Origin of the sequence: Paenibacillus polygoni, from assembly GCF_030263935.1 — a bacterium.
GTDB classification, from domain to species: domain Bacteria; phylum Bacillota; class Bacilli; order Paenibacillales; family Paenibacillaceae; genus Paenibacillus; species Paenibacillus polygoni.
Map to the genome: position 1 here is coordinate 170,009 of NZ_CP127162.1, position 24,992 is coordinate 195,000.

The window sequence follows — 24,992 nt, forward strand, 5'->3', positions numbered from 1 at the left end:
CATTCATGCTATAATGGTATAATGTTAATTAATTATGTAGTAATGATGAGAGATTTTTATAGAGGGGGTAAGTTTTTATGACAAAACACCCGGTAGTAGTCCGTTTGAAGACGGGTCTTCATGCCAGACCAGCTGCTCTATTCGTTCAAGAAGCGAATAAGTATTCATCCGAAATTTTTGTGGAAAAAGACGACAAAAAAGTGAATGCTAAAAGTATCATGGGAATTATGAGCCTTGCAATCAGCACAGGAACTGAAATTCACATTAGTGCTGAAGGCGCAGACGCTGAACAGGCAGTAAATGCATTGATCAGTCTTGTAAGCAAGGAAGAGTTGGAAAACCAATAAATTTCACGTTTTCATATGTTTATACCGGAAAGCCCCATTTGGGGCTTTTTTGCGTTGCAATTCAATTTTAGTGTTACAAATAATACATAAATTAAATAGCAGAAATGGAACTTTATACAAAATATTCTCGTCTAACAGTGTGTAGTGTCTGAATTAGTTAGAAGATGTTTGAGTAGAGAGGGAGGATCGTATATGAAAAACAAAATGGTATGGTTAAAGCCCGCAGCAGCTACATTTATCGCAGGTACTTTATTCATCAGCGGGGGCGGAGGGGCCATCTCCTTTGCGGGAAAAGCACAAGCGCAGGAAGCCGCGGCGGTTCAGAATGTGGTCTCCGTCGTAGGAAAAGGTGAAATTTCGGTAAAGCCGGACATCGCCTATCTTTATATTGGTATCCATACCGAAGGAAAGACAGCTGTTGAAGCTCAAAACGCAAATGCTAAAAAGATGCAAAGTTTAACCAACTTACTTAAAAAGACGTGGAAGCTGGAAAGCAAAGACATACAAACGAATCAGTTTTATGTACAGCCTGATTACACATACAGTGAAAAAGAAGGACGGAAATTAAAAGGATATACAGCCTCACATTCACTAAAAATCAGCTATCGCAATCTTGATAAGATTGGAGAACTACTGGATTCAGCTGTTAAAGTGGGTGTGAATCAGATCGACAATATTCAGTTTTCAATTGAGAATAGGGATGCTTTCGAAACGGCAGTAATTGAAAAAGCGATGTCTAATGCGAACTTGAAAGCAGGAGCCATCGCTAAAGTTGCCGGACGCAGTTTGGGAGTTGTCCTAAGTGTGAGCCAAGGGAATGTAGCGGAACCCGTTCGTTTCTATGAGCAGATGTATGATATGAAAGTGGAAACAGCAAACAGTACTGCTGGTAATTCATCGTCGGTTGAAACAGGAGAAATTAAATTGACTACAGAACTTACGGTGCATTATCAACTTAATTAATGTTTATTTTGAAGAAGGCAGTTTCACATGCATGAGAAAAGCCGCAATCTCCAAGAGGAGACTGCGGCTTTTCTCTAATTTCTATATTAGATTCCTTGCGGTGGAGTTGAAGTAATGACTTTATCAACAAGTCCATAAGCTTGTGCTTCTTCTGCAGTCATGAAGTTATCGCGATCTGTATCTTTCTCAATACGTTCAATCGGTTGACCTGTACGCTCAGCCAAAATTTTATTGAGTTTGTCACGCATTTTGAGAATGCGGCGAGCACGAATTTCAATATCTGTTGCTTGACCTTGTGCACCGCCCAAAGGTTGGTGGATCATAATCTCGCTGTTTGGAAGCGCAAAACGTTTGCCTTTTGCACCTGCATTGAGCAAGAATGCACCCATAGAAGCTGCCATACCCATGCAAATTGTCGATACATCTGGTTTGATGAATTGCATCGTGTCATATATCGCCATACCCGCAGTAATGGAACCGCCCGGGCTGTTAATGTATAGATGAATGTCTTTCTCCGGATCTTCCGCAGTGAGGAATAACATTTGAGCGATGATAGAGTTGGCTACTACATCGTTGACGTCGCTTCCCAGAAAAATAATCCGATCTTTCAGCAGTCTGGAATAAATGTCATAAGCGCGTTCACCGCGATTGGTTTGTTCTACGACCATAGGAATGTAACTCACGTGAAAAACCTCCTTAGGAATTTAGGTTTAGAGTTTATATTTAGACGTTTAACAGCATCTACATCTACTGTTTCCGTATTAACCACATCATAAACAAATCAAAACAAAAAGTCAAAGAAAGTCAAACTATTTTGATAAAAAAAGAAACCTATACGGTTTCATCGGTTAAAAGTATAACAAGCTGTTAGTAATTATATGGCGCGCCCGCGAGGAATCGAACCTCGATCTCAGGCTCCGGAGGCCTACGTCATATCCGTTGGACCACGGGCGCACAAGTATGACAGCAAAATTTATTATATCTGATCGCTACCAAAAATGCAAGAAAGTTTAGTGGAGATGTTTGATGTTCTATAAGAATGTGCAGACTACATTAATAGTGCGTTCTAAGCAACATTTTATTTGTATGTAAGTAAAGTGCATAAATAAGTGCCTACTTGCGAAATATACTTTTGACCACTTGCATACCAGGGTAGATTTAGGTAAAATAAACGTGGGACTTAAAAAGTTAACCCCGGGACAATTTTAGTCCATACTAGAGGCCGGAATGAAGGAGTTTGCGGAAGTGGAAAGTATGCGAACGATTTTAGAAGTGCAGAAGCAACTTCTACCTGATCTCATGGACGTAATGAAGAAGAGATATACCATTCTGCGCCAAATCATGATTTCGGATGTAATCGGACGAAGAACGCTTGCCCACTCTCTGGATATGACGGAGCGTGTACTCAGATCGGAGACAGACTTGCTTAAATCACAAGGACTGATTGAGATCGAGAGTATGGGCATGAGAATAAGCGAGTCCGGCGAGCAGCTGCTTGCAATGTTAGAACCTATGGCTAATGAATTATTTGGACTGTCGGAGATGGAAGAGTTAATTGAGAAAACGTATGGACTCCAAAAGGTTATCGTTGTTCCCGGTGATTCGGAAAACTCGGAATATGCCAAACGTTCACTTGGTCGTGCAGGAGCTAGAGCCCTGCTGAGTGTCATGAATGATGGAGATGTTGTTGCAGTTACAGGCGGATCGACTACAGCTTCGGTCGCTGAACACTTAACTCCTTCGTCTGCGATGCGCGGTGTATGGTTTGTACCCGCAAGAGGCGGACTTGGTGAAAGTGTAGAATTCCAAGCGAATACGATCGCGTCGACCATGGCTAAGAAGCTTGGAGCTGAGTACAGGTTGCTTCATGTGCCTGATCTGCTAAGTAACCATGCTTACGAATCACTAGTTCAAGACTCTAACATTCAAGAAATTCTGGGTATGATTCGAAAAGCTCGTATCGTAATTCATGGAATCGGCGGAGCAATGGAGATGGCTAAAAGACGTAAGCTTGCACCTCAGACGATCGAAGAGATTAGAGATGAAGGTGCTGTCGCTGAATCCTTTGGTTATTACTTCAATAATAAAGGAAAAGTAGTTCATACTATGCTCACGCTTGGTATGCGTCTTGAGGATATTACTCGGACGGATGTCGTCATTGCCATTGCAGGCGGTAAATACAAGGCAGAATCTATAAAAGCCGTGCTTCGTTTTGGCCAAGAAGATATACTTGTCATTGATGAGGCGGCAGCTACAGAGATTGTCAAAGATTTATAATGATGTAAGGGCAAATTTGAAACTTGTTGTCTTGATAAATCTATACATTCGTATAGTTTTGTCTTGAATATATAAAAATTTAGCAAAACTTGGGAGGAACTTACTCATGGTAAAAGTAGGTATTAACGGTTTTGGACGTATTGGACGTAACGTATTCCGCGCAGCACTTAACAACAGCGATGTGGAAATCGTAGCAATCAACGATTTGACAGACGTAAGCACTTTGGCTCACTTGCTTAAATACGACACAACTCATGGTCGTCTGGATGCAACTGTTGAACATAAAGAGGGCGCTCTTATCGTAAACGGCAAAGAAGTAAAAGTATTTGCTGAGCGTAACCCTGAAAACTTGCCTTGGGGACAACACGGCGTTGAAATCGTTGTTGAATCCACTGGTATCTTCACAGCAAAAGAAAAAGCAGAAGCTCACCTTAAAGGCGGAGCTAAAAAAGTTATCATCTCTGCACCAGCTACAAACGAAGATATTACAATCGTTATGGGTGTTAACGAAGAGCAATATGACCCAGCTAACCACACTGTAATTTCTAACGCTTCTTGTACTACAAACTGCTTGGCGCCTTTCGCTAAAGTTCTTGACGAGTCCTTCGGAATCGTTAAAGGTATGATGACAACTGTTCACTCTTACACTAACGACCAACAAGTACTTGACCTGCCGCACAAAGACCTTCGTCGTGCTCGTGCAGCTGCTGAGAACATCATTCCTTCTACAACTGGTGCAGCAAAAGCAGTTAGCCTTGTATTGCCACAACTGAAAGGTAAACTGAACGGTATGGCTATGCGCGTTCCTACTAAGAACGTATCCGTTACTGACCTTGTAGTTGAACTGAACAAAAACGTAACTGTTGATGAAGTAAACGCAGCTTTGAAAGAAGCAGCTAACGGCCCGCTTAAAGGAATCATGAACTTCTCCGAAGAGCCGCTTGTATCTAGCGACTACAACAGCGATCCAGCTTCTTCCACTATCGACAGCCTGTCCACTATGGTAGTTGGCGATAACATGGTTAAAGTTGTATCTTGGTACGACAACGAGTGGGGTTACTCCAACCGTGTTGTTGACCTTGCTGCTTTCATCGCTAAAAAAGGTCTGTAAGAATAACACAAAGGCTTTAACAGCCTGATGTGACCAGGTTAAGAGGAGAACATTTATGTCTCTCCTCTTCATCATGGTTTTTATCTTTAATGCCAGAGAACCGGAGAAACCGGTCTATATAAATAGAGAGATATAAAGGCACTATATTGCTGTTTGAATGAATGGACTATTGGGTTTCGCCTAATGGTTACTACACATAAGATATCAGCTGTCTTTTTTAGATAGCACTTAGGAGGAACGTGGAGATGAACAAAAAAAGTGTACGTGATGTAGAAGTAACAGGAAAACGTGTGTTTGTTCGTGTCGATTTTAATGTACCGCTCGAAGATGGAAAGATTACTGACGATACTCGGATCCGTGAAACACTACCAACTATTAAATACTTGGTAGAAAAAGGTGCGAAAGTAATTCTTGCAAGTCACATGGGTCGTCCTAAAGGTGAATTTGTTGATTCCCTTCGCTTGACACCTGCGGCTAACCGTCTATCTGAGCTGCTTGGCAAACCGGTTGCTAAAGCAGACGAAGCTATTGGAGATGCAGTAAAAGCAGAGATCGAAAAAATGAACAACGGCGATGTTCTTGTACTTGAAAACGTCCGTTTCTACCCTGGAGAAGAGAAAAATGATCCAGAACTAGCAAAACAATTTGCTGATCTGGCTGACCTTTTCGTAAATGATGCATTTGGTGCTGCTCACCGTGCTCATGCATCGACAGAAGGTATTGCTCATCATCTTCCAGCCGTTTCGGGTCTTTTGATGGAGAAAGAACTTGATGTTCTCGGTAAAGCTCTAACTACGCCAGAACGTCCTTTCACTGCAATCATTGGTGGATCGAAAGTGAAAGACAAAATCGATGTTATTGATAACCTGCTTAATATTGCAGACAACGTACTCATCGGTGGAGGTCTTACTTATACGTTCTTCAAAGCACAAGGCTACGAAATCGGTAAGTCTTTGCTGGATGATTCCAAACTAGACGTAGCTCTTGGATTTATCGAAAAAGCGAAGAAACTGGGTAAAAACTTCCTTCTTCCTGAAGATATCGTAATCACGAAGGAATTTAGCGCGGATGCAGAAACGAGAGTAGTTAATATCGATGAAATTCCAGCAGATTGGGAAGGTATTGATATTGGACCGAAAACTCGTGCGAAATATGCAGAAGTTATTAAAAATTCCAAACTGGTTGTATGGAACGGACCAATGGGTGTTTTTGAAATCGAGCCATTCTCTCACGGTACTCGTGAAGTAGCAGAAGCTTGTGCATCAACAGAAGGATACACAATCATTGGTGGAGGAGATTCTGCAGCAGCAGCTGAGAAATTCCATCTTGCTGAGAAAATGAACCACATCTCAACTGGTGGCGGTGCTTCCCTCGAATTTATGGAAGGTAAAGAGCTTCCTGGTGTTGTGGCATTGAACGATAAATAAAAAATAATTTTGGATAAAAAGGAGGAGCGTACGATATGAGTAGAACTCCGATCATCGCAGGTAACTGGAAGATGTTCAAAACCGTACCTGAATCCACTTCGTTTATTGAAGCGGTAAAAGGGCAAGCTGAAGTAGAAGGGGTAGAAAGTGTAATTTGTGCTCCATTCACTAATCTTCCAGCTTTGGTTGAAGCAGTAAAAGGAACAAACATTAAAATTGGTGCTCAAAACCTTCATTTCGAAGATAATGGTGCATTCACTGGTGAAATCAGCGGCGTTATGCTGAAAGATCTGGGTGTAGATTACGTTGTAATTGGACACTCTGAGCGTCGTCAGTATTTTAACGAAACGGATAAAACAGTAAACAAAAAAGTTCATGCTGCATTCCGTCATGGTCTTACTCCAATTGTATGTGTGGGTGAGAAACTGGAAGAGCGTGAAGCGGACCAAACGAAAGACGTTTGTAAAGTGCAAACAGAAGCTGCATTTGCTGGACTAGCTGCTGATCAAGCAGCAAAAGTTGTAGTAGCTTATGAGCCGATCTGGGCAATTGGAACAGGTAAATCTTCCACATCCCAAGATGCAAACGAAGTTATTTCATACATTCGCGGCGTGATTAAAGATCTATACAATGAAGAGGTTGCAAACGCAGTTCGTATTCAATACGGCGGCAGTGTGAAACCTGAGAACGTTGCCGAGTATCTCGGTCAAAGCGATATCGACGGAGCACTTGTTGGCGGAGCAAGCCTTCAACCAGAATCCTACATCGCGCTCGTTCAGGGGGCGAAGTAAGATGACTGCACCAAAACCAGTAGCACTGATCATTATGGACGGTTTCGGACTTCGAAACACCGATGTAGGTAACGCGGTAGCTCAAGCCAAAAAACCAAACTACGATCGCTATATGGCAAAATATCCGCATACTACACTTACGGCAAGTGGAGAAGCGGTTGGATTGCCTGAAGGACAAATGGGGAACTCTGAAGTAGGACACTTGAATATCGGTGCAGGTCGTATCGTATATCAAGATCTTACGCGGATTTCGAAATCCATTCGTGATGGTGAGTTCTTTGACAATGAAACGCTTGTAAATGCGGTCCGTTCTGCGAAGCAAACAGGCAAAAAACTTCACTTGTACGGCCTTTTGTCTGATGGTGGAGTACACAGTCACATTAAGCATATGTTTGCCATGCTGGACCTGGCTAAGAAAGAAGAAATGGATGAAGTATATATCCATGCTTTCCTCGATGGTCGTGACGTTTCCCCGAATAGCGGTATTAAATTCCTTGAGGAGTTAAATGCCAAAATTGAGGAAGTGGGTATTGGTAAAATTGCGACTGTTCAAGGTCGTTACTATGCAATGGACCGTGACAAACGCTGGGAACGTGTTGAGAAATCTTACCGCGCAATCGTGTACGGTGATGGACTTAAATACACAGACCCGCTCAAAGCGGTTAAGGAGTCTTATGAAAGATCGGTATACGATGAGTTTGTAGAGCCAACGGTAATCGTAAAAGAAGATGGAACACCAGTCGGACTTGTAGAAAGCGGCGACTCGGTTGTCTTCTTGAACTTCCGTCCTGACCGTGCAATTCAATTGTCTCAAGTGTTCACAAACCAAGATTTCCGCGGTTTTGATCGTGGTGATAAGTGGCCTCAAGGGCTGCACTTCGTATGTTTGACACTGTTCAGTGAAACAGTAGATGGATACGTTGCCTATACACCGAAGAACCTTGATAACACTCTTGGTGAAGTGCTGGTTCAAAACAACAAGAAACAATTGCGTATTGCAGAAACCGAGAAGTATCCGCACGTAACGTTCTTCTTCAGCGGTGGACGTGACGTTGAACTTCCAGGTGAAACTCGTATTCTGATCAATTCTCCTAAGGTTGCAACTTATGACCTCAAACCAGAAATGAGTGCATATGAAGTAGCTGACGCTTGCGTTAAAGAGATTGAAGCAGATAAACACGATGCGATCATTTTGAACTTTGCCAACCCTGATATGGTAGGTCACTCCGGTTTGCTGGAACCAACCATTCGTGCGGTAGAAGCTACTGATGAATGCATGGGACGTGTTGTTGAAGCTGTACTTGCAAAAGGCGGCGTGGTTCTGATCACTGCTGACCATGGTAATGCGGATATGGTATTTGACGAGAACGGAAATCCGTTTACGGCACATACAACAAACCCAGTACCTTTCATCGTTACTTCCGAAAATGTAGAGCTTCGTGAAGGCGGTATTCTTGCTGACATCGCTCCTACAATCCTTGACTTGATGGAACTTCCGCAACCAGCGGAAATGACCGGAAAATCCATCATCTCAAAACGCAAATAGGTTGTTAACCGAACTTATTTGCAATTGACTGTCTGACTTTGTTTTAATAAGAGATATAAGGCCTAGCTAGCCAAACAATAGAATCGATTCCAAACAAAAGGAGATTATTACTCATGACTATTATTTCTGACGTATATGCTCGCGAAGTCCTAGACTCCCGCGGTAACCCAACAGTTGAAGTTGAGGTTTATCTTGAATCCGGCGCAATCGGCCGCGCAATCGTTCCATCCGGTGCTTCCACTGGTGCTCACGAAGCAGTTGAACTTCGTGATGGCGACAAAGACCGTTACCTAGGTAAAGGTGTTCTGAACGCTGTTAAAAATGTTAACGAAAAAATCGCTCCAGAAGTTATCGGTATGGACGCTCTAGATCAGCTCGGTATCGACAAACTGATGATTACTTTGGATGGTACTCCAAACAAAGGTAAATTTGGTGCAAATGCAATTCTTGCAGTTTCTATGGCGGTAGCTCGTGCAGCTGCTGACGCTCTTGACCTGCCACTGTATGTTTACCTTGGCGGATTCAATGCGAAACAACTTCCAGTTCCTATGATGAACATCGTTAACGGCGGTGAACATGCTGACAACAACGTTGACGTACAAGAATTCATGATTCTTCCTGTAGGTGCTCCTTCTTTCAAAGAAGCTCTTCGTACAGGTGCTGAAATCTTCCACAGCTTGAAATCCGTTCTGAAAGCGAAAGGACTGAACACAGCTGTAGGTGACGAAGGTGGTTTCGCTCCTAACTTTACTTCCAACGAAGACGCTCTTGGCGCAATCATGGAAGCTATCGAAAAAGCAGGATACAAACCAGGTGAAGACGTTCTTCTTGGTATGGACGTTGCTTCTACTGAGTTCTACAAAGATGGTAAATACACACTTGCAGGCGAAGGTAAATCCTTTACTTCTGCTGAGTTCGTAGACCTTCTTGCTTCTTGGGTTGAAAAATATCCAATCGTTACAATTGAAGATGGTTGCTCCGAGGATGACTGGGAAGGTTGGAGACTCCTTACTGAAAAATTGGGAGACAAAATTCAACTCGTTGGTGACGACTTGTTCGTTACAAACACTGAGCGCCTGAAAAAAGGTATCGATGAAAAAATCGGTAACTCTATCCTTATCAAAGTTAACCAAATCGGTACGCTTACTGAAACTTTCGATGCAATCGAAATGGCTAAACGTGCAGGTTACACAGCTGTTATCTCCCACCGTTCCGGTGAGTCCGAAGACAGCACAATTGCGGATATCGCAGTTGCAACAAATGCAGGCCAAATCAAAACGGGTGCACCTTCCCGTACAGACCGTATTGCAAAATACAACCAATTGCTTCGTATCGAAGACCAACTGGGTGAACTTGCTCAATACAACGGCCTAAACTCTTTCTACAACTTGAAAAAATAATAAGCTTTAAGCTTATTTCAAAAAGAGCTGATCTCAAAAGGATCAGCTCTTTTTTTATTTCGATGATTTCGTCTTTTTTTCTATATGTGACAGCTTGAGAATGAAGTAAATCATTCAGGAGGAACCTACCGATAAATAGATAAGAAGGAAAGGAGGGAAATTATAATGGATATTGCAGCATTATCAATGGCTATGTCTCAAGCATCTGTTCAGCAGGCAGCTTCTCTGCAAGTGTTGGGTATGGCAAAGAATCAAACAGAAATGAATGGTCAGCAGATGGTGCAGTTGTTGAATTCGGCTGTACCTGCTCCTCATCCTACATCAGGAAGTATAATTGATATCAAGGTTTAAGATTGCTAATTCCATCTACTGTATGATACAATAGGAATACTGTTTATCAGCGTGTGATGTATACGCACAATTTTTTTAGGAGGTGGAAGTTATGGAACTCGTTATGAAATTGCTTCTCGTTATTTTTGCCATCGGTGTTATTGTCGTTGTTCTTCTTCAACAAGGGAAAAGCGCAGGTCTTTCCGGTGCCATCTCCGGCGGTGCGGAACATCTTTTTGGCAAGTCCAAAGCACGCGGTATGGAACTCGTACTTGAGCGGATTACGATAATTTTTGCTGTCGGATTTATGGTTTCAGCTATCTTAGTAGCTGTATTCCAGTAAGATTTAGAATACTAACTCAGACCTTCGTTCCGTGAGGAACGGAGGTCTTTTAATATACAGATTTCGTTGTAATGTCCCTTACGGGGGCTTGTTTTACGGTAATGAGAAAGTTTAGATTAATTTGGTGTATACTAGGGTAAGATTTTACTAATGCTTAGTGATGAAAGGTATCCTGGAAAGTGAACAACTGAAGCCATCTTGACCTGCCTTGTCATTTCCGATTTTGAATTCAATTTATACATAAAGACCTACTTTTATGTTTCCTAGAGGTGAACCTAATGATAACAGAACAGCAATTGCTCGATTTCATGCATGAAACGGCCTACAAGCCGATGACTTATCAGGAACTTGAACAGCATTTTCACATTGAAAATGCTGCTGAGTTCAAAGAATTCCTTAAAATGCTCAATCATCTGGAAGATGAAGGGAAGATTGTACTAACCAGCGCAAATCGCTATGGCGTACCCGGACGTATGCAAATGGTTCGTGGACGACTGCAAGCACATGCCAAAGGATTTGCTTTCCTTATTCCCGAAGATCGTGAGCATCCGGATGTTTATATCCATGCCAATGATTTAAAAAGTTCCATGAACGGAGATACCGTTCTTGTTCGTGTAACTTCAAAAGGACCAGAGGGCGGCCGACTTGAAGGAGAAGTCGTTCGCATTGTGAAACGTGCCATTACCCAAGTTGTGGGTGTATTCCAGAGTCATGAAGTATACGGCTTTGTTATCCCAGATGACAAGCGGATCAATCGGGATATCTTTATTCCTCGCGGAAGCTTTCTAGGGGCAGTAGATGGCCAGAAAGTGGTTGTGAAGATTGTGAATTATCCGGAAGGCCGTGCGGCGGCAGAAGGGGAAGTCATTGAAGTCCTTGGTCACAAGGACGATCCAGGTATTGATATTTTATCTGTCATTCGTAAGCATCAACTTCCAGAGGGATTCCCTGAAGAAGTGATGGCAGAAGCAGAGCAAGTGCCTGAATCGATTACAGAAGAGGAAATTGCTCGTCAAGGACGCCGTGACCTGCGTGGTCTGAACATTGTTACTATTGATGGCGAGGATGCAAAAGACCTGGATGATGCTGTAAATGTAGAGCGTCTTCCGAACGGACATTATAGACTCGGCGTTCATATTGCAGACGTTGGATATTATGTACCTGAGAATTCGAAGCTGGATCAGGAAGCTTATAATCGCGGATGCAGTGTGTACTTGGTTGACCGGGTTATTCCGATGCTTCCTAAACGCTTGTCGAACGGGATCTGTAGTTTGAATCCGCAGGTAGATCGTCTCACTATGTCTTGTGTTATGGAGTTTAACGAGCAGATGAAGGTCGTTAACCATGATATATTCACAAGTGTCATCAAGACCAAAGAGCGGATGACTTACAAAAATGTATATAAAATTCTGGAGGAAGAAGACCCAGAGTTAATTGAACGTTATAGCGACTTGGTAGATGACTTCAAACTGATGAAGGAAATCGCCATGAAGCTTCGTAATATGCGGATGCGCCGCGGCGCAGTTGATTTTGACTTTGAAGAAAGCAAAATTATCGTTGACGAAGAAGGTAAGCCGGTAGATATCGTGAAAAGAGAGCGGACGGTAGCTGAACAGATCATCGAAGAATTCATGCTCGCTGCCAATGAGACCGTTGCAGAACATTTCCACTGGCTAAAAGTACCGTTCATCTATCGTGTCCATGAAGACCCGGATCAAGAGAAATTGCAAAACTTCCTTGCCTTTGCTTCAAATTTTGGATATCAGGTAAAAGGACGCGGCAATGCAATTCATCCGAGAGCACTGCAATCGCTACTTGAAGATATTCAAGGAACCAAAGAGCAAACGGTGATCAGCACAATGATGCTGCGGTCTATGAAACAAGCGAAGTACGATTCCGAGATGTCGGGACACTTTGGCCTTGCCGCTGAATTCTACAGCCACTTTACATCGCCAATTCGTCGTTATCCGGATCTCGTCATTCACCGTGTAATGCGTGAAGTATTTGAGAATAACGGTGCGCTTAGTGAGCAGCGCCAAGAGTATTTGGCCAGCCGTATGCAGGATATTGCTCAGCAGTCTTCCGAACGCGAACGTGTTGCAGTAGAGGCAGAACGTGACACAGAGAAAATGAAGAAAGCGGAGTTCATGCTTGATAAAGTCGGCGAAGTATTCGAAGGTATGATCAGCAGTGTAACCAGCTTCGGAATGTTTATAGAACTGGAGAATACGGTAGAAGGTCTAATCAGACTAAGCATGCTCACGGATGATTATTATCATTTTGATGATCAGCACATGGCTCTCATCGGAGAGCGCACGTCGAAGGTCTTCCGTATCGGTGATGAGCTCGAGATTCGTGTGGCTCGCGTAAATATGGATGATTATACGATCGACTTTGAGATGCTGGATATGAAACCGCGTCAAGGACGTCCAGGTGGCAGTCAAGGCGGTCCACGCGGGGGCCGTGGAGGTCAGCGTAATGATGGACGAAGCGGAGGTCGCAGCGGCAACCGGGAAGGTCAGCGTGGACGCAATACTGAGTCAGGAAGCAAAGGTGAGAAACGAGGCGCTAAAAATATCGCTGGAAATGCAGGCGGTGCCGCAAATCGTGGTAAAGACAGTGGACGCAGTGGTCGTGACAATAATACGAATCCTCGTTCATCAGATCGTCCAAGCTTTGGATTTGGGTCTGGCAAAGGTGGATACAGCTCGGCTGGATCGTCCACTGGTTCAAGTTCACCGCTTTCTGAAAGCCGGGGCGGTTATAAGCAAGGGAAAGGCCGCAAAAAGAAAACAACCAAAAGCGGCATTTTCATCGGCAATCCGAATTCCAGTGATCAAACGGTGAATCCACCTGCAGCAGAAGTTGAATCAGCAGCGGGTAAGCGGAAACGGAATAAAAACAAAGGCGGCAATAAAAACGGGATGGCCGCATTTGTACGCAAGAAGAAAAAATAGTCCCTCCCTCTTAATAATAGAGCAGCTTACCATTTAGGAGACTCTATAAGAACGGGTTAAACAAAAAAGCTGGCACAGAGGTCCTTGTTACAGGATCTTCGTGTCAGCTTTTTTAATGTGAATAAGCCATGTATTTAGACTGTGAAATAAACACTAAATGCTTCGATGCAGCTTACTATAATCAGCCGGGGCTATACCATAGACTTTCTTGAATGTTTTACTGAAATGAGGGTAGTCTGTGTAACCGACTCGTTCACATATTTCGGAAGCACTGAGGAGCTGCTCATCAAGCAGTCTCTTCGCTTTTTCCATACGCAGCCGAGTAAGGTACTGCACATAACTAGTGCTGGTCTCTTCTTTAAATAAACGACTGAAATAGGTGACTGACATCCCTGCAATATCAGCTGCGATCTGAACAGATAAAGTGCTGTCAGATAGGTTTTCTTTTGTATACATAATTGCTTTAGAGATGTGAGTTCGTGAACCGAAATTTCGTGATGATTTCACCGCATGCAGCAAAATTTGAGTATAAGCTCTACACTGGGACAGAACAGAGGAAGTGTCTTTGATTTTCTCATCTGCATCGGTAGTTAACCCTCTATAAATTGGAGGTTCAGGAAAGGGGAGCCCGCGATTCGTGAGTTCCTTTGTTATTTTCTCTTGCAATATGTTGTTTAAAGTGGGAAAAGGAATTTCATCCGCGGCCTCTTCTTCGTAAAGGTGAACGAGTTTGTGAAGCAAATCGTCCACAGCTTTCTCATCTAAACGCCAAATCGCATCGGCCAATTGTACCAGCAGTTCTTCGTGGCTTAAAAACCACTGTCTATAATCCATTACTTTCCGTTTCTGTTTCTCTAATCGATGATAGATGGCTGTAAGCGTCTGCTGAAACTTATCAGGGCTTACAGGCTTGAGCAAGAAGTCTTCTACTCCTAATCGCAGGGCACGCTGTGCATACTCAAACTCACCATACCCAGAGATAACAAGGAAAAGAACATCGGGCCTTACTTGTTTTGCTTTTTCAATAAAAGCAAGACCGTCTAGACCCGGCATACAGATGTCGGTAATGATAAGGTCTGGTTTCTCTTTCAGCAGTATAAGTGCTTCCGCTCCATCTTCGGCTTCGCCTACGACATGAAACGGATGTTCCGAAGACTCTACCAGCTTCGCCAAACTGCGATGAATCATGTATTCATCATCTGCAATGATCACTTTATACATGAGAACTCCTCCTAAGTGTAAAGGTGGGATAGGCAGTGACCGTCTGGGGGTTAATTTTGTTGAGAAGATATAAGAGTAACGTTCAGTTCATCCGACAAAAGTTATAAGAGTTACGTCCAACTCATTCGGCGTGGGAGTCTAACTTCGATATGCGTACCCTCATGATTAGATGAGGCAATGTATAGTCCGTAAGCATCTCCAAAAGACAAACGAATTCGCTCATGTACACTCGCGAGTCCAATACCGTTTGATGTAATCGCCTGAGAAGCAGGTGCTTGCTGAAAATAGGCATTTAACTGCATTCGCTTTTCTTCACTCATTCCATGTCCTTTGTCTTTCATGTGGAGAACATACCGATCTTCCTCTGTGCTCAGGGTAAGTCCTATATAGACAGGCGGAAGGCGATGATTCTGATATCCATGAATAAAAGCATTTTCGGCCAGCGGCTGCAGCGTCAGTCGAATCAGATATACGTGATGGAGCATGGATTCATCGAGTGCATTAAGGTCGATATCGATCCTCAGTTTGCGGTACCTGGCCGCCTGAATATCCAAATACGCTCTAAGATGACCAATCTCCTCTCGAAGGGTAACGATTTGGTGCGCATTTTTTAAATTGTAGCGGAAAAGGTCTGCAAGGGATGTCGTCATTTTGCTGATAACCTCATTGTTCTCGATGATCGCATGACTATTAATGACCTCTAGTGTGTTGTATAGAAAATGGGGGTTAATCTGTGATTGCATGGCCTGTAGAGCAGATTCTTTCTGAGCCAGTTCATGTTCCCGCTCCTTCAGCTTGGCAGACTGTACCTCCTTCACAAGTCGTTTTAACTCCCCGACCATATGGGCATGACTTCGAAAAAGCTTTCCAATCTCATCGCGCCGCTCCGTCATTGTGGTAATGGGCAGCGAGAAGTCCCCCGTCTGCACCCGCTTCATTAACCTCTCTAGCAGCGACAAAGCACGGCTAATTTGGAGTGAGAATCCTCCTAGAATAAAAACCGTAACAATCATAATACATGCAAAAAAGTAAATTGCCGTAGCACGAAGGTCCAGTAGTTCGCCAATCACGGCATCCTTAGGCTGTTCAAGAGCAACAACCCAATCCGTCTGAGAAGAGTGCTCATACAACAAAATATTTGGAAGATCGGTTTCATATTCATGTAATAAACCTGTCTTGCTGGATGTTAGCTCTTGAACAAGGGAGGGGGAGAGTGAAGTGCCGATTCTCGTTTGTTCTGGATGGTAAATGACTTGTCCACTATGTGCATCGGTAATCCATATTTCAAGTTCATGGTGAGAGACATTTTTACATATGCCTGCAATCTGGCTGAGATGAAGATCGACAATAAGCAAACCTTCAAACAGATAGCTCTGATTGCTTGGAATCTTTCGAGTCACGGTAAGGACAGGCTCCGAACCTACGTAACGAATTCCCTCAATATGAAAATCGTCCATTCGTTCCATTTTCTCTAGTAACAGCTGATTTTGGTGCGTAATTTGATCCATATTCAGAAGTTCGGGAGCGCGGGTATAGTCACTGACAACAAAACCATTCTTTGCTGCAAGGGACATGCCCACGACATCATCTCGGCCGTATAGCATCTGGGCAAAGATCCCTTTTTCAATGGATTCAGATAGTTTCAGATAGGCGTAAGGAGACAGGCTACGGCTGTTAATGAGACTCTGAATGCTTGCGCCCGATAGAGAAGGGTAGGTGGAGGTCTCAAGACCGGCAATGTACAAGTTTAGGTACTCTGTGGTTTGGGTCACGATCCGCTGGTTTGAAGCAATCGTCGATTCTTCAATAGTTTCCGTGGAGGCATTGTACCAATAGGTACCGAGCAGAAGAACAGGCAGACAGACGAACAACAGGCTAATGGCAATGAGTTTTTTGTTCATGGTTAGATTCTTCAGCATGGACTGCGTAATCACTCCCTTGCCAAACTTCAGTGTAGGAAAAGACAACCGGAATACAAAAAACCATTCAACTTTAAATTACAATATTTACAATATAAGGTGTGAGATGGATCTAATATAACGGGGGGCGGTTTCATGGTCAAGCGTAAAGGAATGTCTGTACTCGTATGTATGCTGCTTGTGCTGACAGTATTCGCAGCAGGTTGCAGCAAGGGCGGGAGTGGTACTGCAGATTCACCGGGGGGAGTAACAGAACCTAAGCCAGGCACAGATACACCAGCGCAGGAGCAAACCGAAATTACCCTTGGTTATTATTCAGATGGGAAAAGCGACGCCAAGATGAAAGAACTCATTACTACATTTACGGATAAGCATCCTAACATTACTGTAAAAACGCAAAGTGCACCGTATGGCCAGTTCTATCAAAAACTCGATACCCAGATTGCGGCGGGTAAAGCCCCGGATGTGTGGTTATCCGATGGAGCACTTGTCATGAAGTATGCCGAACGCGGCACGCTGAAAGATGTGACGGAGTGGATCAACAAGGATCTGAATAAAGAGGATTATTATGGCTTAGAGTTCAATAAAGATGCCGAAGGTCACTACTGGGGAATTCCCCAAGGAATTCAGATTGGTGTGCTGTATTACAACAAAGATCTTTTTGATAAAGCAGGGATAAGTTACCCCGAGGATAGCTGGACTTGGGAAGATTTGAAGCTTGCGGCGGAAAAACTGACGGTGGATGCAAGTGGAAAGACAGCTGTCGATGCTAGTTTTGATGCAAACAGTGTAAGCCAGTTTGGTCTAACCTTTTTTAGCATTACCGAAGGTTGGTTCTCCGTACTGAAATCGTATGGCGGAGGCATTTTGGATGAGACAAATACAAAATCCATCGTAGATTCCCCAGAAAATAAGCAGGCAATGGAATGGATCGTAGACGGTATGAATAGAGGAATCTTTACAGATCCGGTTGATCTAAAAAGTTTCCAAAGCTCAATGGCGGTATTCCCAAGCGGCTCTGCTGCGATGCGGATCGGGATTTATGCACGTGTTCAGGCAGCCAATGAAGCAGGACTTAATTATGATGTAGCGCTCCTTCCAACAGGTCCAGATGGCAAGCGTTTTGCTCCCGTTATTGCGAACTCTTGGGTAATCAGCGCGAAGGCAGATGATGCCAAAGCACAGGCCGCATGGGAATGGATGAAATTCTGGGCAACAGAAGATGAAGTACAAAAAGAGTGGGCAGCACTTGGTGAAGCCGTGCCGGTGAAAAAGTCGGTAGCGAATTCTGACGTATTCCTTACCTCAGGAGCAAACCCTGCGAATCGTCAAGCTTTCCTCGATAGCTTTGAGTTTGCCGGGACTCTCGATACAAATGCCGTATGGGAAGAGTGGGTATCGAAGTTTAATGAAAATGCAGAGCGTGCCTTCCTTGGCGATACACCAGTAGAAGAGACACTGAAAAAAGCGAATGAAGATATACAGAAAGTGCTGGATGGTTTCTATAAGTAAATAAACAGACAAAGGAGAGCCGCCCATGATCCCAAGTGAAACTCCTCCAGAAGTACAGAAGAAAAAGCGGAGATTTCAGGCGGCGGGACGAAGCAGGTTATTGCGATCAGAAGGCAGGTGGGGACTCCTCATGGTGTCCCCCTATCTGATACATTTTCTCGTCTTCGTGGCAGGACCGCTGGCTGTCTCCCTCTATTTCAGCTTCACAAAATATGACATGTTAACTCCGCCGCAGTGGATTGGACTAGGGAATTATGAGCAGTTATTTCAGGAACCTTTATTCTGGAAGTCTCTATGGAACACCCTTTACTTTGCTATCCTTTTCGTGCCGATCCAGACCGTACTTGCACTTATCCTCGCCGTGATGCTGAATCAGAAGCTGAAGGGACTAAAATTGTTCCGGATGGCTCACTTTATTCCGGTGATCTCTTCCTGGACGGTTATTCTTTATGTGGCTGATTCTATATTTAATCCCCGTTTTGGGATTGCGAACTCGCTTCTCATCAAATGGGGCCTTGATCCACAGCAGTGGCTGAACAGCGAAAAATGGGTTATTCCCCTGCTCGTTATCATTGCCGTATGGAAAGGAATCGGGTACATCATGATTCTATTTCTGGCAGGGCTCCAAAGTGTTCCTGGGGAGCTGTACCAAGCAGCAGAAATCGATGGAGCCGGTGCTTTTCATAAATTCCGTGCCATTACAGTACCGCTTATCTCGCCTACGACGTTTCTTGTCATCATCCTAAGTACGATCTCTACGTTTCAGGCATTCGAACAAGTCTATGTTATGACTGGGGCCGGAGATATCTCTTCCGCAGGCGGACCTCGAAATGCGAGTCTTGTGCTCATGTTGTATTTGTATAGAGAAGGGTTCTCCTTCATGCATATGGGTTATGCCTCGGCGATTGCTTGGGTGCTGTTTATGATCTTGTTCAGTCTTACACTGATACAGATGAAAATGCAGAACCGGTGGGTGCACTACAATTAAATGCGGCTGACCTGCTTTTCTGTAAGAAAGGAAGTGGTTACGGATGCCCGGTAAAAACCTGCGTAAAGCAGCTGCCTATCTGGCTATTATGATCAGCTCGCTCGTTATGCTTGTCCCATTTGCCAAGGCTGTACTCAATTCTCTAAAGACCTATAAAGAATATACCGCCGTACCGCCTACCTGGTTCCCTGACATCTTCCAGTGGTCAAACTATGCTGAGGTGCTGAAGCTCGGGGATTTTGGAACTCAAACGATGAACAGTTTTATTGTATCTATACTCTCGGTCATTGGGACGCTGTTATCCTGCTCATTAGTCGGTTATGCCTTTGCGAGAATTCGGTTTCCAATGAAAAATGTACTCTTTCTATTTGTTCTCGGTACGATGATGATTCCGCCTGTGGTGATCATTATCCCGCACTTTATGATCTTTAACTCCATGAACATGCTGGATACACTAACCCCCCTTTGGGTCATTGAGTGGCTTGCTCAGCCTTTTGGCATCTTCTTAATGCGGCAGGCGTTTCTTGGAATTCCGGGGGAGTATGAGGAATCGGCCAAAATGGAAGGCTGCAACCCGCTGCGGATTTACTGGCGGATCTACATGCCAATGAGCTTACCTTCGCTTGCTACCCTCGCGATTTTTACTTTTATGAGCAAGTGGAATGAGATTCTCGCTCCTTCCATTTACCTGAGTTCCAGTGAGAAGTTTACCCTTCCGATCGGGATTTTGGGGCTGAAAGGACAATGGGTGGGGAATGAGCAGCTGATGGTTGCCGCCGCACTGATGAGTTTGCTTCCGATCCTGCTCGTCTTCTTGTTCGCTGAGAAGTATTTCGTACAAAATCATTCGGCATCAGGGATTAAGTAAGTGGATGAAGTATACCTAGTTAAGTAAGGCCATGGATTTTTACCTAGTCAGATGAAGTAGATGGATTGATCACTATATCGCGTCATATGTCGCTTCCTAACTAGGAAGAAGAGGAGTGAGCGTGCTGATGAGAAGTGGGAATGAATTAACAAAAAAGATACCCCTGGCTGCTTTTAGTGGATCGTTGATAGATTATCCTTTGCGTGAAGCAATGGAGATTACAGCAGAGCTTGGATTTGATGGGATTGAAATTGCCTGCCGCTCTCCTCACCTAGGACTAGATACACCGCTTGAAGAGGTAAAAGAGTTAGGAGATTATGCAGCGGGGCTTGGACTTTGCATCCCGGCACTAGCAGGATACACGGGTCACTTTTCCAGTCTAAATGATGAAGAATGTGAAACTGCGCTGGAGGAATTTCGAAAATTGCTTCGGATTGCTGAGGTATTGTCTGTCCCATGCATTCGGGTTTTTCCAGGAGGACCTAATGCATTCTTGGCAGAGGATCAGCACTATGAGCGAGCAGCTCACTATTTACGGAAATGTATCATAGAAGCGGAAGAGTCCGGAGTTCAGCTGCTGATTGAAATTCACAATCAGACCTTAGTGGAAGATGCAGATAGTGCGCTCCGGCTGCTAGAGCTAACCGGTGGATCAGGGCTTGGCTTTATCCATGACGCAGGCAATATGTATATTTCGGGTGTGGACTATGGGGAAGCGTCCGTGCGTAAGCTTGGAAGCCATCTGAGCCATATCCATATAAAAGATGAGAAACGGATTGCAATAGAAGGTGCAGAAGGGTCTTTTACCAATCGGACTCGGCATGGCATAGAGGCATTTATGCAGTGCAGGCTTGGGGAAGGTTCTGTAGATCACCGGCCCATGCTGGCTGCTGTTCTTATGAGCGGGTATGCCGGCTGGATGACACTGGAGTGCGCGGCCCCTTTTCCACCGAAAGAGCGGCTGGCTTATGATTTGGCTGAGATTGAAAGACAGCTTGAAGCTGTGAGGAAGGTCAAGAGAAGCAGTCTGCTTGAATAGTTGATATCAGAGGATGGCGAACCTATGCACGATGAAGGTAGAGGAATCAGAGGATGGCGAACCCATGCATGATGAAGGTAGGAGAATCAGAGGATGATGAACCTATACATGATAAAGGTAGAAGAATCAGAAGATGGCGAACCTATTCACGATGAAGATAGAAGAATCGGAGGATGACGAACCTGTGTACGATGAAGGTAGAGAAATCAGAGGATGACGAACCTTGTACGATGAAGGTAGAGGAATCAGAGGATGGCGAACCCATGCATGATGAAGGTAGGAGAATCAGAGAATGGTGGGCCCGTGCAGATGCATGTAGAGAAGGGGGGATTGTTCCATGACGTTTGGCAGCAAAAGATCAGAAACAGAAGGGAAGGGTGACGGAGCCTTTGCGATAGCCGGCTGTCAGCATCCCCATATTTCTATTTTTATAGAGGAAATGCAGGCAGTAGGGCATGCTTGTGCTGGGATCTATGATGAAGGCGACCAAACGCTGGCAAGGAAGATAGCAGAGCAGTACCAGCTTCCTTTTGCGGACAGTGTGACAGAACTACTGGCGAATGAAGACGTAAAGTTTATCGGTAGTTCTGCTATCAATAATGAGAAGATTCAGATTGCCGATGCTTGTGAGCAGTATGGAAAACATCTGATGCTGGATAAGCCTGCTGTGGTAGACCGGGCTGGTCTGGATCAGCTGGAGCAGATCATAGGCAGGGGGAAGATTCAGATCGGCATGCTGTTAACGGAGCGATACCGGCCGGCTGTATATACGCTGTATGATCTCATTCGTAAAGATGAGCTTGGACAAGTGATGAGTATTACGATGCGAAAACCACATCGATTACGGCCTGATACGAGGCCTAATTGGCATTTTAGTAAGGAGCAGTCCGGGGGGATTATTGTTGACCTGCTCATACATGATTTTGATCTTCTCAGATGGCTGACAGGACAGGAAGTAAGCGAAGTGAGCGGTAGAATGGGGAAACAGATCTTGCCGGAGTACTCGGAGTTTTATGATACAGCCGCGATACAAGTAGAACTCAGTCAAGGAACAATAGCCCAGCTGTACGCTGACTGGCATGCACCTGAGAAATGCTGGACATGGGGCGATGGTCGTATTTTTGTAACGGGAACAAAAGGAAGTGCGGAGATTCGGCTTGCCGGAGACCCTGCTGTTTCGACTGACGAAGAATTGCTGCTTATGATGACGCATGAACAAGCGCTTGTGGAAGTTCCACTTAGAGCACCGGCAGCATCAGTGACGGAGGATTTCTTGAGACGTGTCCGAGGAGAATCACATGATTTCACCCACCTAGATTTGCTTGAAGCGACGAAAGTAACTTTGCTTGCCGATGAGCAGGCCAAACGAGTGAAGTTCTTAAGATGAGTCTCTTAGTCATAATCTTATAGCCCAGATTTTAACAAAGGTGAGATCACATTGAATGGGACAGGGGGAAATAGGATGGTATCTAAGGTGGAACCGCTAAGGTATGGAATTGTTGGCTGCGGAATTATTGCAGAAGTTCATGCAGCGGAGATGGTCAAAATATCAGAAGCTGAGCTGATCGCCGTATGTGACAGCAAGCCCGATCATGCAGCTAGGTTCTCAGCACAATACGGGGCGGCTGCTTACAGTGATCTAGATCAGATGCTTGCACGAACGGATATTGAAGCGGTATGTATCTGTACTCCCAGCGGACTGCATGTCGAGCAAGTGATTCGGGCCGCTAAGGCAGGGAAGCATGTTCTCTGTGAGAAGCCCATGGCTATTGAGATGAAGGGTATGGACCGAATGATTGAGGCCTGCCGTGAGGCGGGCGTGAAGCTGGCTACTATTTTTCCAAGAAGGATGTCTCCTCAAGCACAATATGCGAAGCGGCTTATTGAGCAAGGGGCTTTGGGGAGGCTCAGCTTATGTTCTGCTTACGTCAAAATTTATCGCAGTCAGGAATATTATGATAGTGCTGGGTGGCGGGGAACCTGGGAGATGGATGGCGGGGGAGCGATGATGAATCAGGGGATTCATACAGTCGATTTGCTGCAGTGGCTTGCTGGAAATGTTGTCTCATTACAGGGGAAAGCTCGAAATGTACTGAGGGACATCGAGGTAGAGGATACCGCTATTACAATGCTTGAGTATGAGAGTGGCGCATTGGGTGTGCTTGAAATTACTACAACTGCCTACAAAGGCAAAGGAATGCGTATTGAAATCTACGGTGAGAAAGGTTCGCTGATCATTGAAGAAGAAGATATCGTACAGCTGGAAATGGAAGGGCAGCAGGTTCAGCTTCCTGTTTTCCCTCCATTTCAAGTGATTCCTGATGGACATAGGGAGCAGATCCGGGATCTCTGTTATGCGGTGCGTGAACAGAGAGAGCCGGTAGTAACTGGAGAAGAGGGAAGACATTCACTGGAGATCATTCTTGGAACGTATGCTTCTTCTCGTCAGCAGGAAGAAATTCGGCTGAAAGAGTATTTTGCTGTGAGATAGGTGTGACATTTAGGAGCGGCTGAAGAGGATGGAAGGGCCGGCAGGTGAATTTTCTGCGGGCCTTGGTTTATTTTACAGGGGTGTAAATGTAGCAAGGAGGAGAAAGGAAGACAAATGATGAGGTTGCATAAATGGATTTCAATGCTTCAAAAAAGCTTGTTTGGGGTACAATGCATATAGAGGTTTGTTACCTTGATTTTGGGTCTGTATATTTGTTACAATAAAGACCGGAATAGAGTTAGCTAGCAATACCGTCCAGTGAATAAATGATCCTGAGAAGAGGTGAGAACATGGCGAAGAATACGGACAGTAAAGTGCTTGCGCAGAATAAAAAAGCTTCCCATGACTACTTTATCGAGGATACGTATGAAGCAGGGATGGTGCTGACCGGTACGGAGATTAAATCTCTGCGAAATGGTCGTGCGAATATTGGAGATGCCTTTGCGACGATTCGTAATGGAGAGATTCATATTCACAACATGCATATTAGTCCATTTGAGCAAGGGAATCGTCACAATCCGGAAGACCCGACAAGAACACGTAAGCTGCTTATGCATAAAGCGCAGATCCATAAACTTCTTGGATTATCCAAGCAGGATGGATACTCGATTGTACCACTCAAGATCTATATCAAGAATGGGTACGCGAAGCTGCTTCTTGGACTCGGTAAAGGTAAGAAGCAATATGATAAACGGGACACTGCTGCGAAGCGAGATGCACAACGTGACATTCAGCGTGCACTGCGCGAGAAACAGAAGATTGCTCGTTAAGATGTAAGGTTTATGGTTTATGGTATGAAGCTTCATATGGTAACTCTCTCCTTGTTTACCTGCAAGATGTAGTGTGCCATCTGTCGCATTATATATATTTTTGTGATATACTAAGTTTCGTACGAGAGAGGAACATACGATCTCGTGAAGACAAGTTTTTACTGCTTCTGATTATCCTTTTACCATGGAGGAAAAGGATACGGAATAGATCTACTTTTGCTCAGGATTACAATCCAATCTATCCAAAGAAGCCCTTTTTATTAAGGGGGCGTTTATGGATTCGACGGGGATAGTTCGAGCATGGGTAGCGGGTAGTGGGGACGCGTCCGCTTCATCAACGCTAAAGCCAATTAAACGGCAAACAACAAAACAACTACGCTTTCGCAGCTTAATAACCTGTGAGCGTGCTCTTACTCTGTATCGCCCATGTACCGGGATAAGGGCTCAACTTTAGTGGGATACGCTGTCTAGTCTCCGCCTGCGGCTAGCTGAAGAAGACAATCAGGCTGACCTAAAGAGAATCCGGTAACGGGGAGTCTCTAGGGTGACATTAAATCTGTTACTACACCCGTAGAAGCTTATGTGGCGTTATCTTCGGACAGGGGTTCGACTCCCCTCGCCTCCATACATAAAACCCAGCCCTGATCAGGGCTGGGTTTTTTTAATTAATATGGATTGTTGACCAAGGGCTC

22 protein-coding genes, 1 tRNA gene and 1 other RNA gene are annotated in these 24,992 nt (G+C 44.5%); 20 read left to right on the forward strand and 4 right to left on the reverse strand.

The features are described from left to right. Positions 1-77 precede the first annotated feature (77 nt). Positions 78-347 carry an HPr family phosphocarrier protein gene (locus tag QPK24_RS00825; protein WP_160036722.1) on the forward strand — a complete coding sequence of 90 codons (270 nt, stop codon included), beginning with the start codon at positions 78-80 and terminating at the stop codon, positions 345-347. A gap of 192 nt (positions 348-539) precedes the next feature. Further along, positions 540-1,310 carry an SIMPL domain-containing protein gene (locus tag QPK24_RS00830; protein ID WP_285745427.1) on the forward strand — a complete coding sequence of 257 codons (771 nt, stop codon included), beginning with the start codon at positions 540-542 and terminating at the stop codon, positions 1,308-1,310. A gap of 86 nt (positions 1,311-1,396) precedes the next feature. Here QPK24_RS00830 and clpP read toward each other — a convergent pair whose 3' ends face one another. Further along, positions 1,397-1,993, reverse strand: a complete 597-nt coding sequence (gene clpP, locus QPK24_RS00835; RefSeq protein ID WP_160036723.1) for an ATP-dependent Clp endopeptidase proteolytic subunit ClpP — start codon at positions 1,991-1,993, stop codon at positions 1,397-1,399. Between the two features lie 196 nt (positions 1,994-2,189). Continuing rightward, positions 2,190-2,264, reverse strand: a tRNA-Arg gene (locus QPK24_RS00840). A gap of 300 nt (positions 2,265-2,564) precedes the next feature. Between QPK24_RS00840 and QPK24_RS00845 the strand changes: the two genes are divergently transcribed. The 9 genes from QPK24_RS00845 (at position 2,565) to rnr (ending at position 13,492) form a co-directional block, all read left to right on the forward strand. Further along, entirely contained in the window at positions 2,565-3,587 is a 1,023-nt protein-coding gene (locus QPK24_RS00845; RefSeq protein WP_285748994.1) for a sugar-binding transcriptional regulator, read from the forward strand. Between the two features lie 106 nt (positions 3,588-3,693). Further along, on the forward strand, positions 3,694-4,698 hold the full coding sequence (gap, locus tag QPK24_RS00850; RefSeq protein ID WP_285745429.1) for a type I glyceraldehyde-3-phosphate dehydrogenase: 1,005 nt from the start codon (positions 3,694-3,696) through the stop codon (positions 4,696-4,698). 245 nt (positions 4,699-4,943) lie between these two features. Further along, positions 4,944-6,125: a phosphoglycerate kinase gene (locus tag QPK24_RS00855; RefSeq protein ID WP_285745431.1), complete on the forward strand. Its 1,182-nt coding sequence runs from the start codon at positions 4,944-4,946 to the stop codon at positions 6,123-6,125. A gap of 35 nt (positions 6,126-6,160) precedes the next feature. Further along, positions 6,161-6,916 (forward strand): triose-phosphate isomerase, encoded by a 756-nt coding sequence (gene tpiA, locus QPK24_RS00860; RefSeq protein WP_285745433.1) that lies wholly within the window; start codon positions 6,161-6,163, stop codon positions 6,914-6,916. Between the two features lies 1 nt (position 6,917). Further along, complete coding sequence (gpmI, locus tag QPK24_RS00865) at positions 6,918-8,462, forward strand: 2,3-bisphosphoglycerate-independent phosphoglycerate mutase (RefSeq protein ID WP_285745435.1); 1,545 nt, start codon at positions 6,918-6,920, stop codon at positions 8,460-8,462. Positions 8,463-8,575: 113 nt separating this feature from the next. Beyond that, on the forward strand, positions 8,576-9,862 hold the full coding sequence (eno, locus tag QPK24_RS00870; RefSeq protein ID WP_285745437.1) for a phosphopyruvate hydratase: 1,287 nt from the start codon (positions 8,576-8,578) through the stop codon (positions 9,860-9,862). Positions 9,863-10,027: 165 nt separating this feature from the next. Continuing rightward, the gene (locus tag QPK24_RS00875) at positions 10,028-10,213 is read left to right on the forward strand and encodes a YjfB family protein (RefSeq protein ID WP_285745439.1); all 186 of its coding nucleotides are present in this window, start codon (positions 10,028-10,030) and stop codon (positions 10,211-10,213) included. Between the two features lie 91 nt (positions 10,214-10,304). Then, positions 10,305-10,535, forward strand: coding sequence for a preprotein translocase subunit SecG (gene secG, locus QPK24_RS00880; protein ID WP_285745441.1), 231 nt, complete (start codon positions 10,305-10,307; stop codon positions 10,533-10,535). A gap of 278 nt (positions 10,536-10,813) precedes the next feature. Continuing rightward, positions 10,814-13,492, forward strand: a complete 2,679-nt coding sequence (rnr, locus tag QPK24_RS00885) for a ribonuclease R (protein WP_285745443.1) — start codon at positions 10,814-10,816, stop codon at positions 13,490-13,492. 153 nt (positions 13,493-13,645) lie between these two features. Here the strand turns inward: rnr and QPK24_RS00890 are convergent, their stop codons facing one another. After that, the gene (locus QPK24_RS00890) at positions 13,646-14,713 is read right to left on the reverse strand and encodes a response regulator transcription factor (protein WP_285745445.1); all 1,068 of its coding nucleotides are present in this window, start codon (positions 14,711-14,713) and stop codon (positions 13,646-13,648) included. Between the two features lie 110 nt (positions 14,714-14,823). After that, complete coding sequence (locus QPK24_RS00895; RefSeq protein ID WP_285745447.1) at positions 14,824-16,632, reverse strand: sensor histidine kinase; 1,809 nt, start codon at positions 16,630-16,632, stop codon at positions 14,824-14,826. Between the two features lie 135 nt (positions 16,633-16,767). Between QPK24_RS00895 and QPK24_RS00900 the strand changes: the two genes are divergently transcribed. The 9 genes from QPK24_RS00900 to ssrA all read left to right on the forward strand — a co-directional run bounded on the left by QPK24_RS00900 (position 16,768) and on the right by ssrA (position 24,928). Further along, positions 16,768-18,144 carry an ABC transporter substrate-binding protein gene (locus QPK24_RS00900; RefSeq protein WP_285745449.1) on the forward strand — a complete coding sequence of 459 codons (1,377 nt, stop codon included), beginning with the start codon at positions 16,768-16,770 and terminating at the stop codon, positions 18,142-18,144. A 25-nt stretch (positions 18,145-18,169) separates the two neighbouring features. Next, entirely contained in the window at positions 18,170-19,132 is a 963-nt protein-coding gene (locus tag QPK24_RS00905; RefSeq protein WP_285745451.1) for a carbohydrate ABC transporter permease, read from the forward strand. 43 nt (positions 19,133-19,175) lie between these two features. Further along, a complete protein-coding gene (locus tag QPK24_RS00910) occupies positions 19,176-20,000 on the forward strand; it encodes a carbohydrate ABC transporter permease (protein ID WP_285745453.1) in 825 nt (274 codons plus the stop codon). 127 nt (positions 20,001-20,127) lie between these two features. Continuing rightward, positions 20,128-21,039, forward strand: coding sequence for a sugar phosphate isomerase/epimerase family protein (locus tag QPK24_RS00915; RefSeq protein WP_285748996.1), 912 nt, complete (start codon positions 20,128-20,130; stop codon positions 21,037-21,039). A gap of 173 nt (positions 21,040-21,212) precedes the next feature. Beyond that, the gene (locus QPK24_RS00920) at positions 21,213-21,380 is read left to right on the forward strand and encodes a hypothetical protein (RefSeq protein ID WP_285745455.1); all 168 of its coding nucleotides are present in this window, start codon (positions 21,213-21,215) and stop codon (positions 21,378-21,380) included. Beyond that, positions 21,377-22,426: a Gfo/Idh/MocA family protein gene (locus QPK24_RS00925; RefSeq protein WP_285745456.1), complete on the forward strand. Its 1,050-nt coding sequence runs from the start codon at positions 21,377-21,379 to the stop codon at positions 22,424-22,426. Before QPK24_RS00920 ends, QPK24_RS00925 begins: the two co-directional genes overlap by 4 nt. 75 nt (positions 22,427-22,501) lie before the next feature. Further along, entirely contained in the window at positions 22,502-23,530 is a 1,029-nt protein-coding gene (locus tag QPK24_RS00930) for a Gfo/Idh/MocA family protein (protein ID WP_285745458.1), read from the forward strand. A 290-nt stretch (positions 23,531-23,820) separates the two neighbouring features. Continuing rightward, the gene (gene smpB, locus QPK24_RS00935) at positions 23,821-24,300 is read left to right on the forward strand and encodes an SsrA-binding protein SmpB (protein ID WP_213535943.1); all 480 of its coding nucleotides are present in this window, start codon (positions 23,821-23,823) and stop codon (positions 24,298-24,300) included. Positions 24,301-24,564: 264 nt separating this feature from the next. Further along, positions 24,565-24,928, forward strand: a transfer-messenger RNA (tmRNA) gene (gene ssrA / locus QPK24_RS00940). Positions 24,929-24,992 lie beyond the last annotated feature (64 nt).

What these genes read in the sequence shown, in the direction of transcription:
- QPK24_RS00825 (WP_160036722.1), top strand. Translation starts at nt 78, where the DNA reads ATGACAAAACACCCGGTAGTAGTCCGTTTGAAGACGGGTCTTCATGCC.
- QPK24_RS00830 (WP_285745427.1), top strand. Translation starts at nt 540, where the DNA reads ATGAAAAACAAAATGGTATGGTTAAAGCCCGCAGCAGCTACATTTATC.
- QPK24_RS00845 (WP_285748994.1), top strand. Translation starts at nt 2,565, where the DNA reads ATGCGAACGATTTTAGAAGTGCAGAAGCAACTTCTACCTGATCTCATG.
- gap (WP_285745429.1), top strand. Translation starts at nt 3,694, where the DNA reads ATGGTAAAAGTAGGTATTAACGGTTTTGGACGTATTGGACGTAACGTA.
- QPK24_RS00855 (WP_285745431.1), top strand. Translation starts at nt 4,944, where the DNA reads ATGAACAAAAAAAGTGTACGTGATGTAGAAGTAACAGGAAAACGTGTG.
- tpiA (WP_285745433.1), top strand. Translation starts at nt 6,161, where the DNA reads ATGAGTAGAACTCCGATCATCGCAGGTAACTGGAAGATGTTCAAAACC.
- gpmI (WP_285745435.1), top strand. Translation starts at nt 6,918, where the DNA reads ATGACTGCACCAAAACCAGTAGCACTGATCATTATGGACGGTTTCGGA.
- eno (WP_285745437.1), top strand. Translation starts at nt 8,576, where the DNA reads ATGACTATTATTTCTGACGTATATGCTCGCGAAGTCCTAGACTCCCGC.
- QPK24_RS00875 (WP_285745439.1), top strand. Translation starts at nt 10,028, where the DNA reads ATGGATATTGCAGCATTATCAATGGCTATGTCTCAAGCATCTGTTCAG.
- secG (WP_285745441.1), top strand. Translation starts at nt 10,305, where the DNA reads ATGGAACTCGTTATGAAATTGCTTCTCGTTATTTTTGCCATCGGTGTT.
- rnr (WP_285745443.1), top strand. Translation starts at nt 10,814, where the DNA reads ATGATAACAGAACAGCAATTGCTCGATTTCATGCATGAAACGGCCTAC.
- QPK24_RS00890 (WP_285745445.1), bottom strand. Translation starts at nt 14,713, where the DNA reads ATGTATAAAGTGATCATTGCAGATGATGAATACATGATTCATCGCAGT.
- QPK24_RS00895 (WP_285745447.1), bottom strand. Translation starts at nt 16,632, where the DNA reads ATGCTGAAGAATCTAACCATGAACAAAAAACTCATTGCCATTAGCCTG.
- QPK24_RS00900 (WP_285745449.1), top strand. Translation starts at nt 16,768, where the DNA reads ATGGTCAAGCGTAAAGGAATGTCTGTACTCGTATGTATGCTGCTTGTG.
- QPK24_RS00905 (WP_285745451.1), top strand. Translation starts at nt 18,170, where the DNA reads ATGATCCCAAGTGAAACTCCTCCAGAAGTACAGAAGAAAAAGCGGAGA.
- QPK24_RS00910 (WP_285745453.1), top strand. Translation starts at nt 19,176, where the DNA reads ATGCCCGGTAAAAACCTGCGTAAAGCAGCTGCCTATCTGGCTATTATG.
- QPK24_RS00915 (WP_285748996.1), top strand. Translation starts at nt 20,128, where the DNA reads ATGAGAAGTGGGAATGAATTAACAAAAAAGATACCCCTGGCTGCTTTT.
- QPK24_RS00920 (WP_285745455.1), top strand. Translation starts at nt 21,213, where the DNA reads ATGACGAACCTGTGTACGATGAAGGTAGAGAAATCAGAGGATGACGAA.
- QPK24_RS00925 (WP_285745456.1), top strand. Translation starts at nt 21,377, where the DNA reads ATGACGTTTGGCAGCAAAAGATCAGAAACAGAAGGGAAGGGTGACGGA.
- QPK24_RS00930 (WP_285745458.1), top strand. Translation starts at nt 22,502, where the DNA reads ATGGTATCTAAGGTGGAACCGCTAAGGTATGGAATTGTTGGCTGCGGA.
- smpB (WP_213535943.1), top strand. Translation starts at nt 23,821, where the DNA reads ATGGCGAAGAATACGGACAGTAAAGTGCTTGCGCAGAATAAAAAAGCT.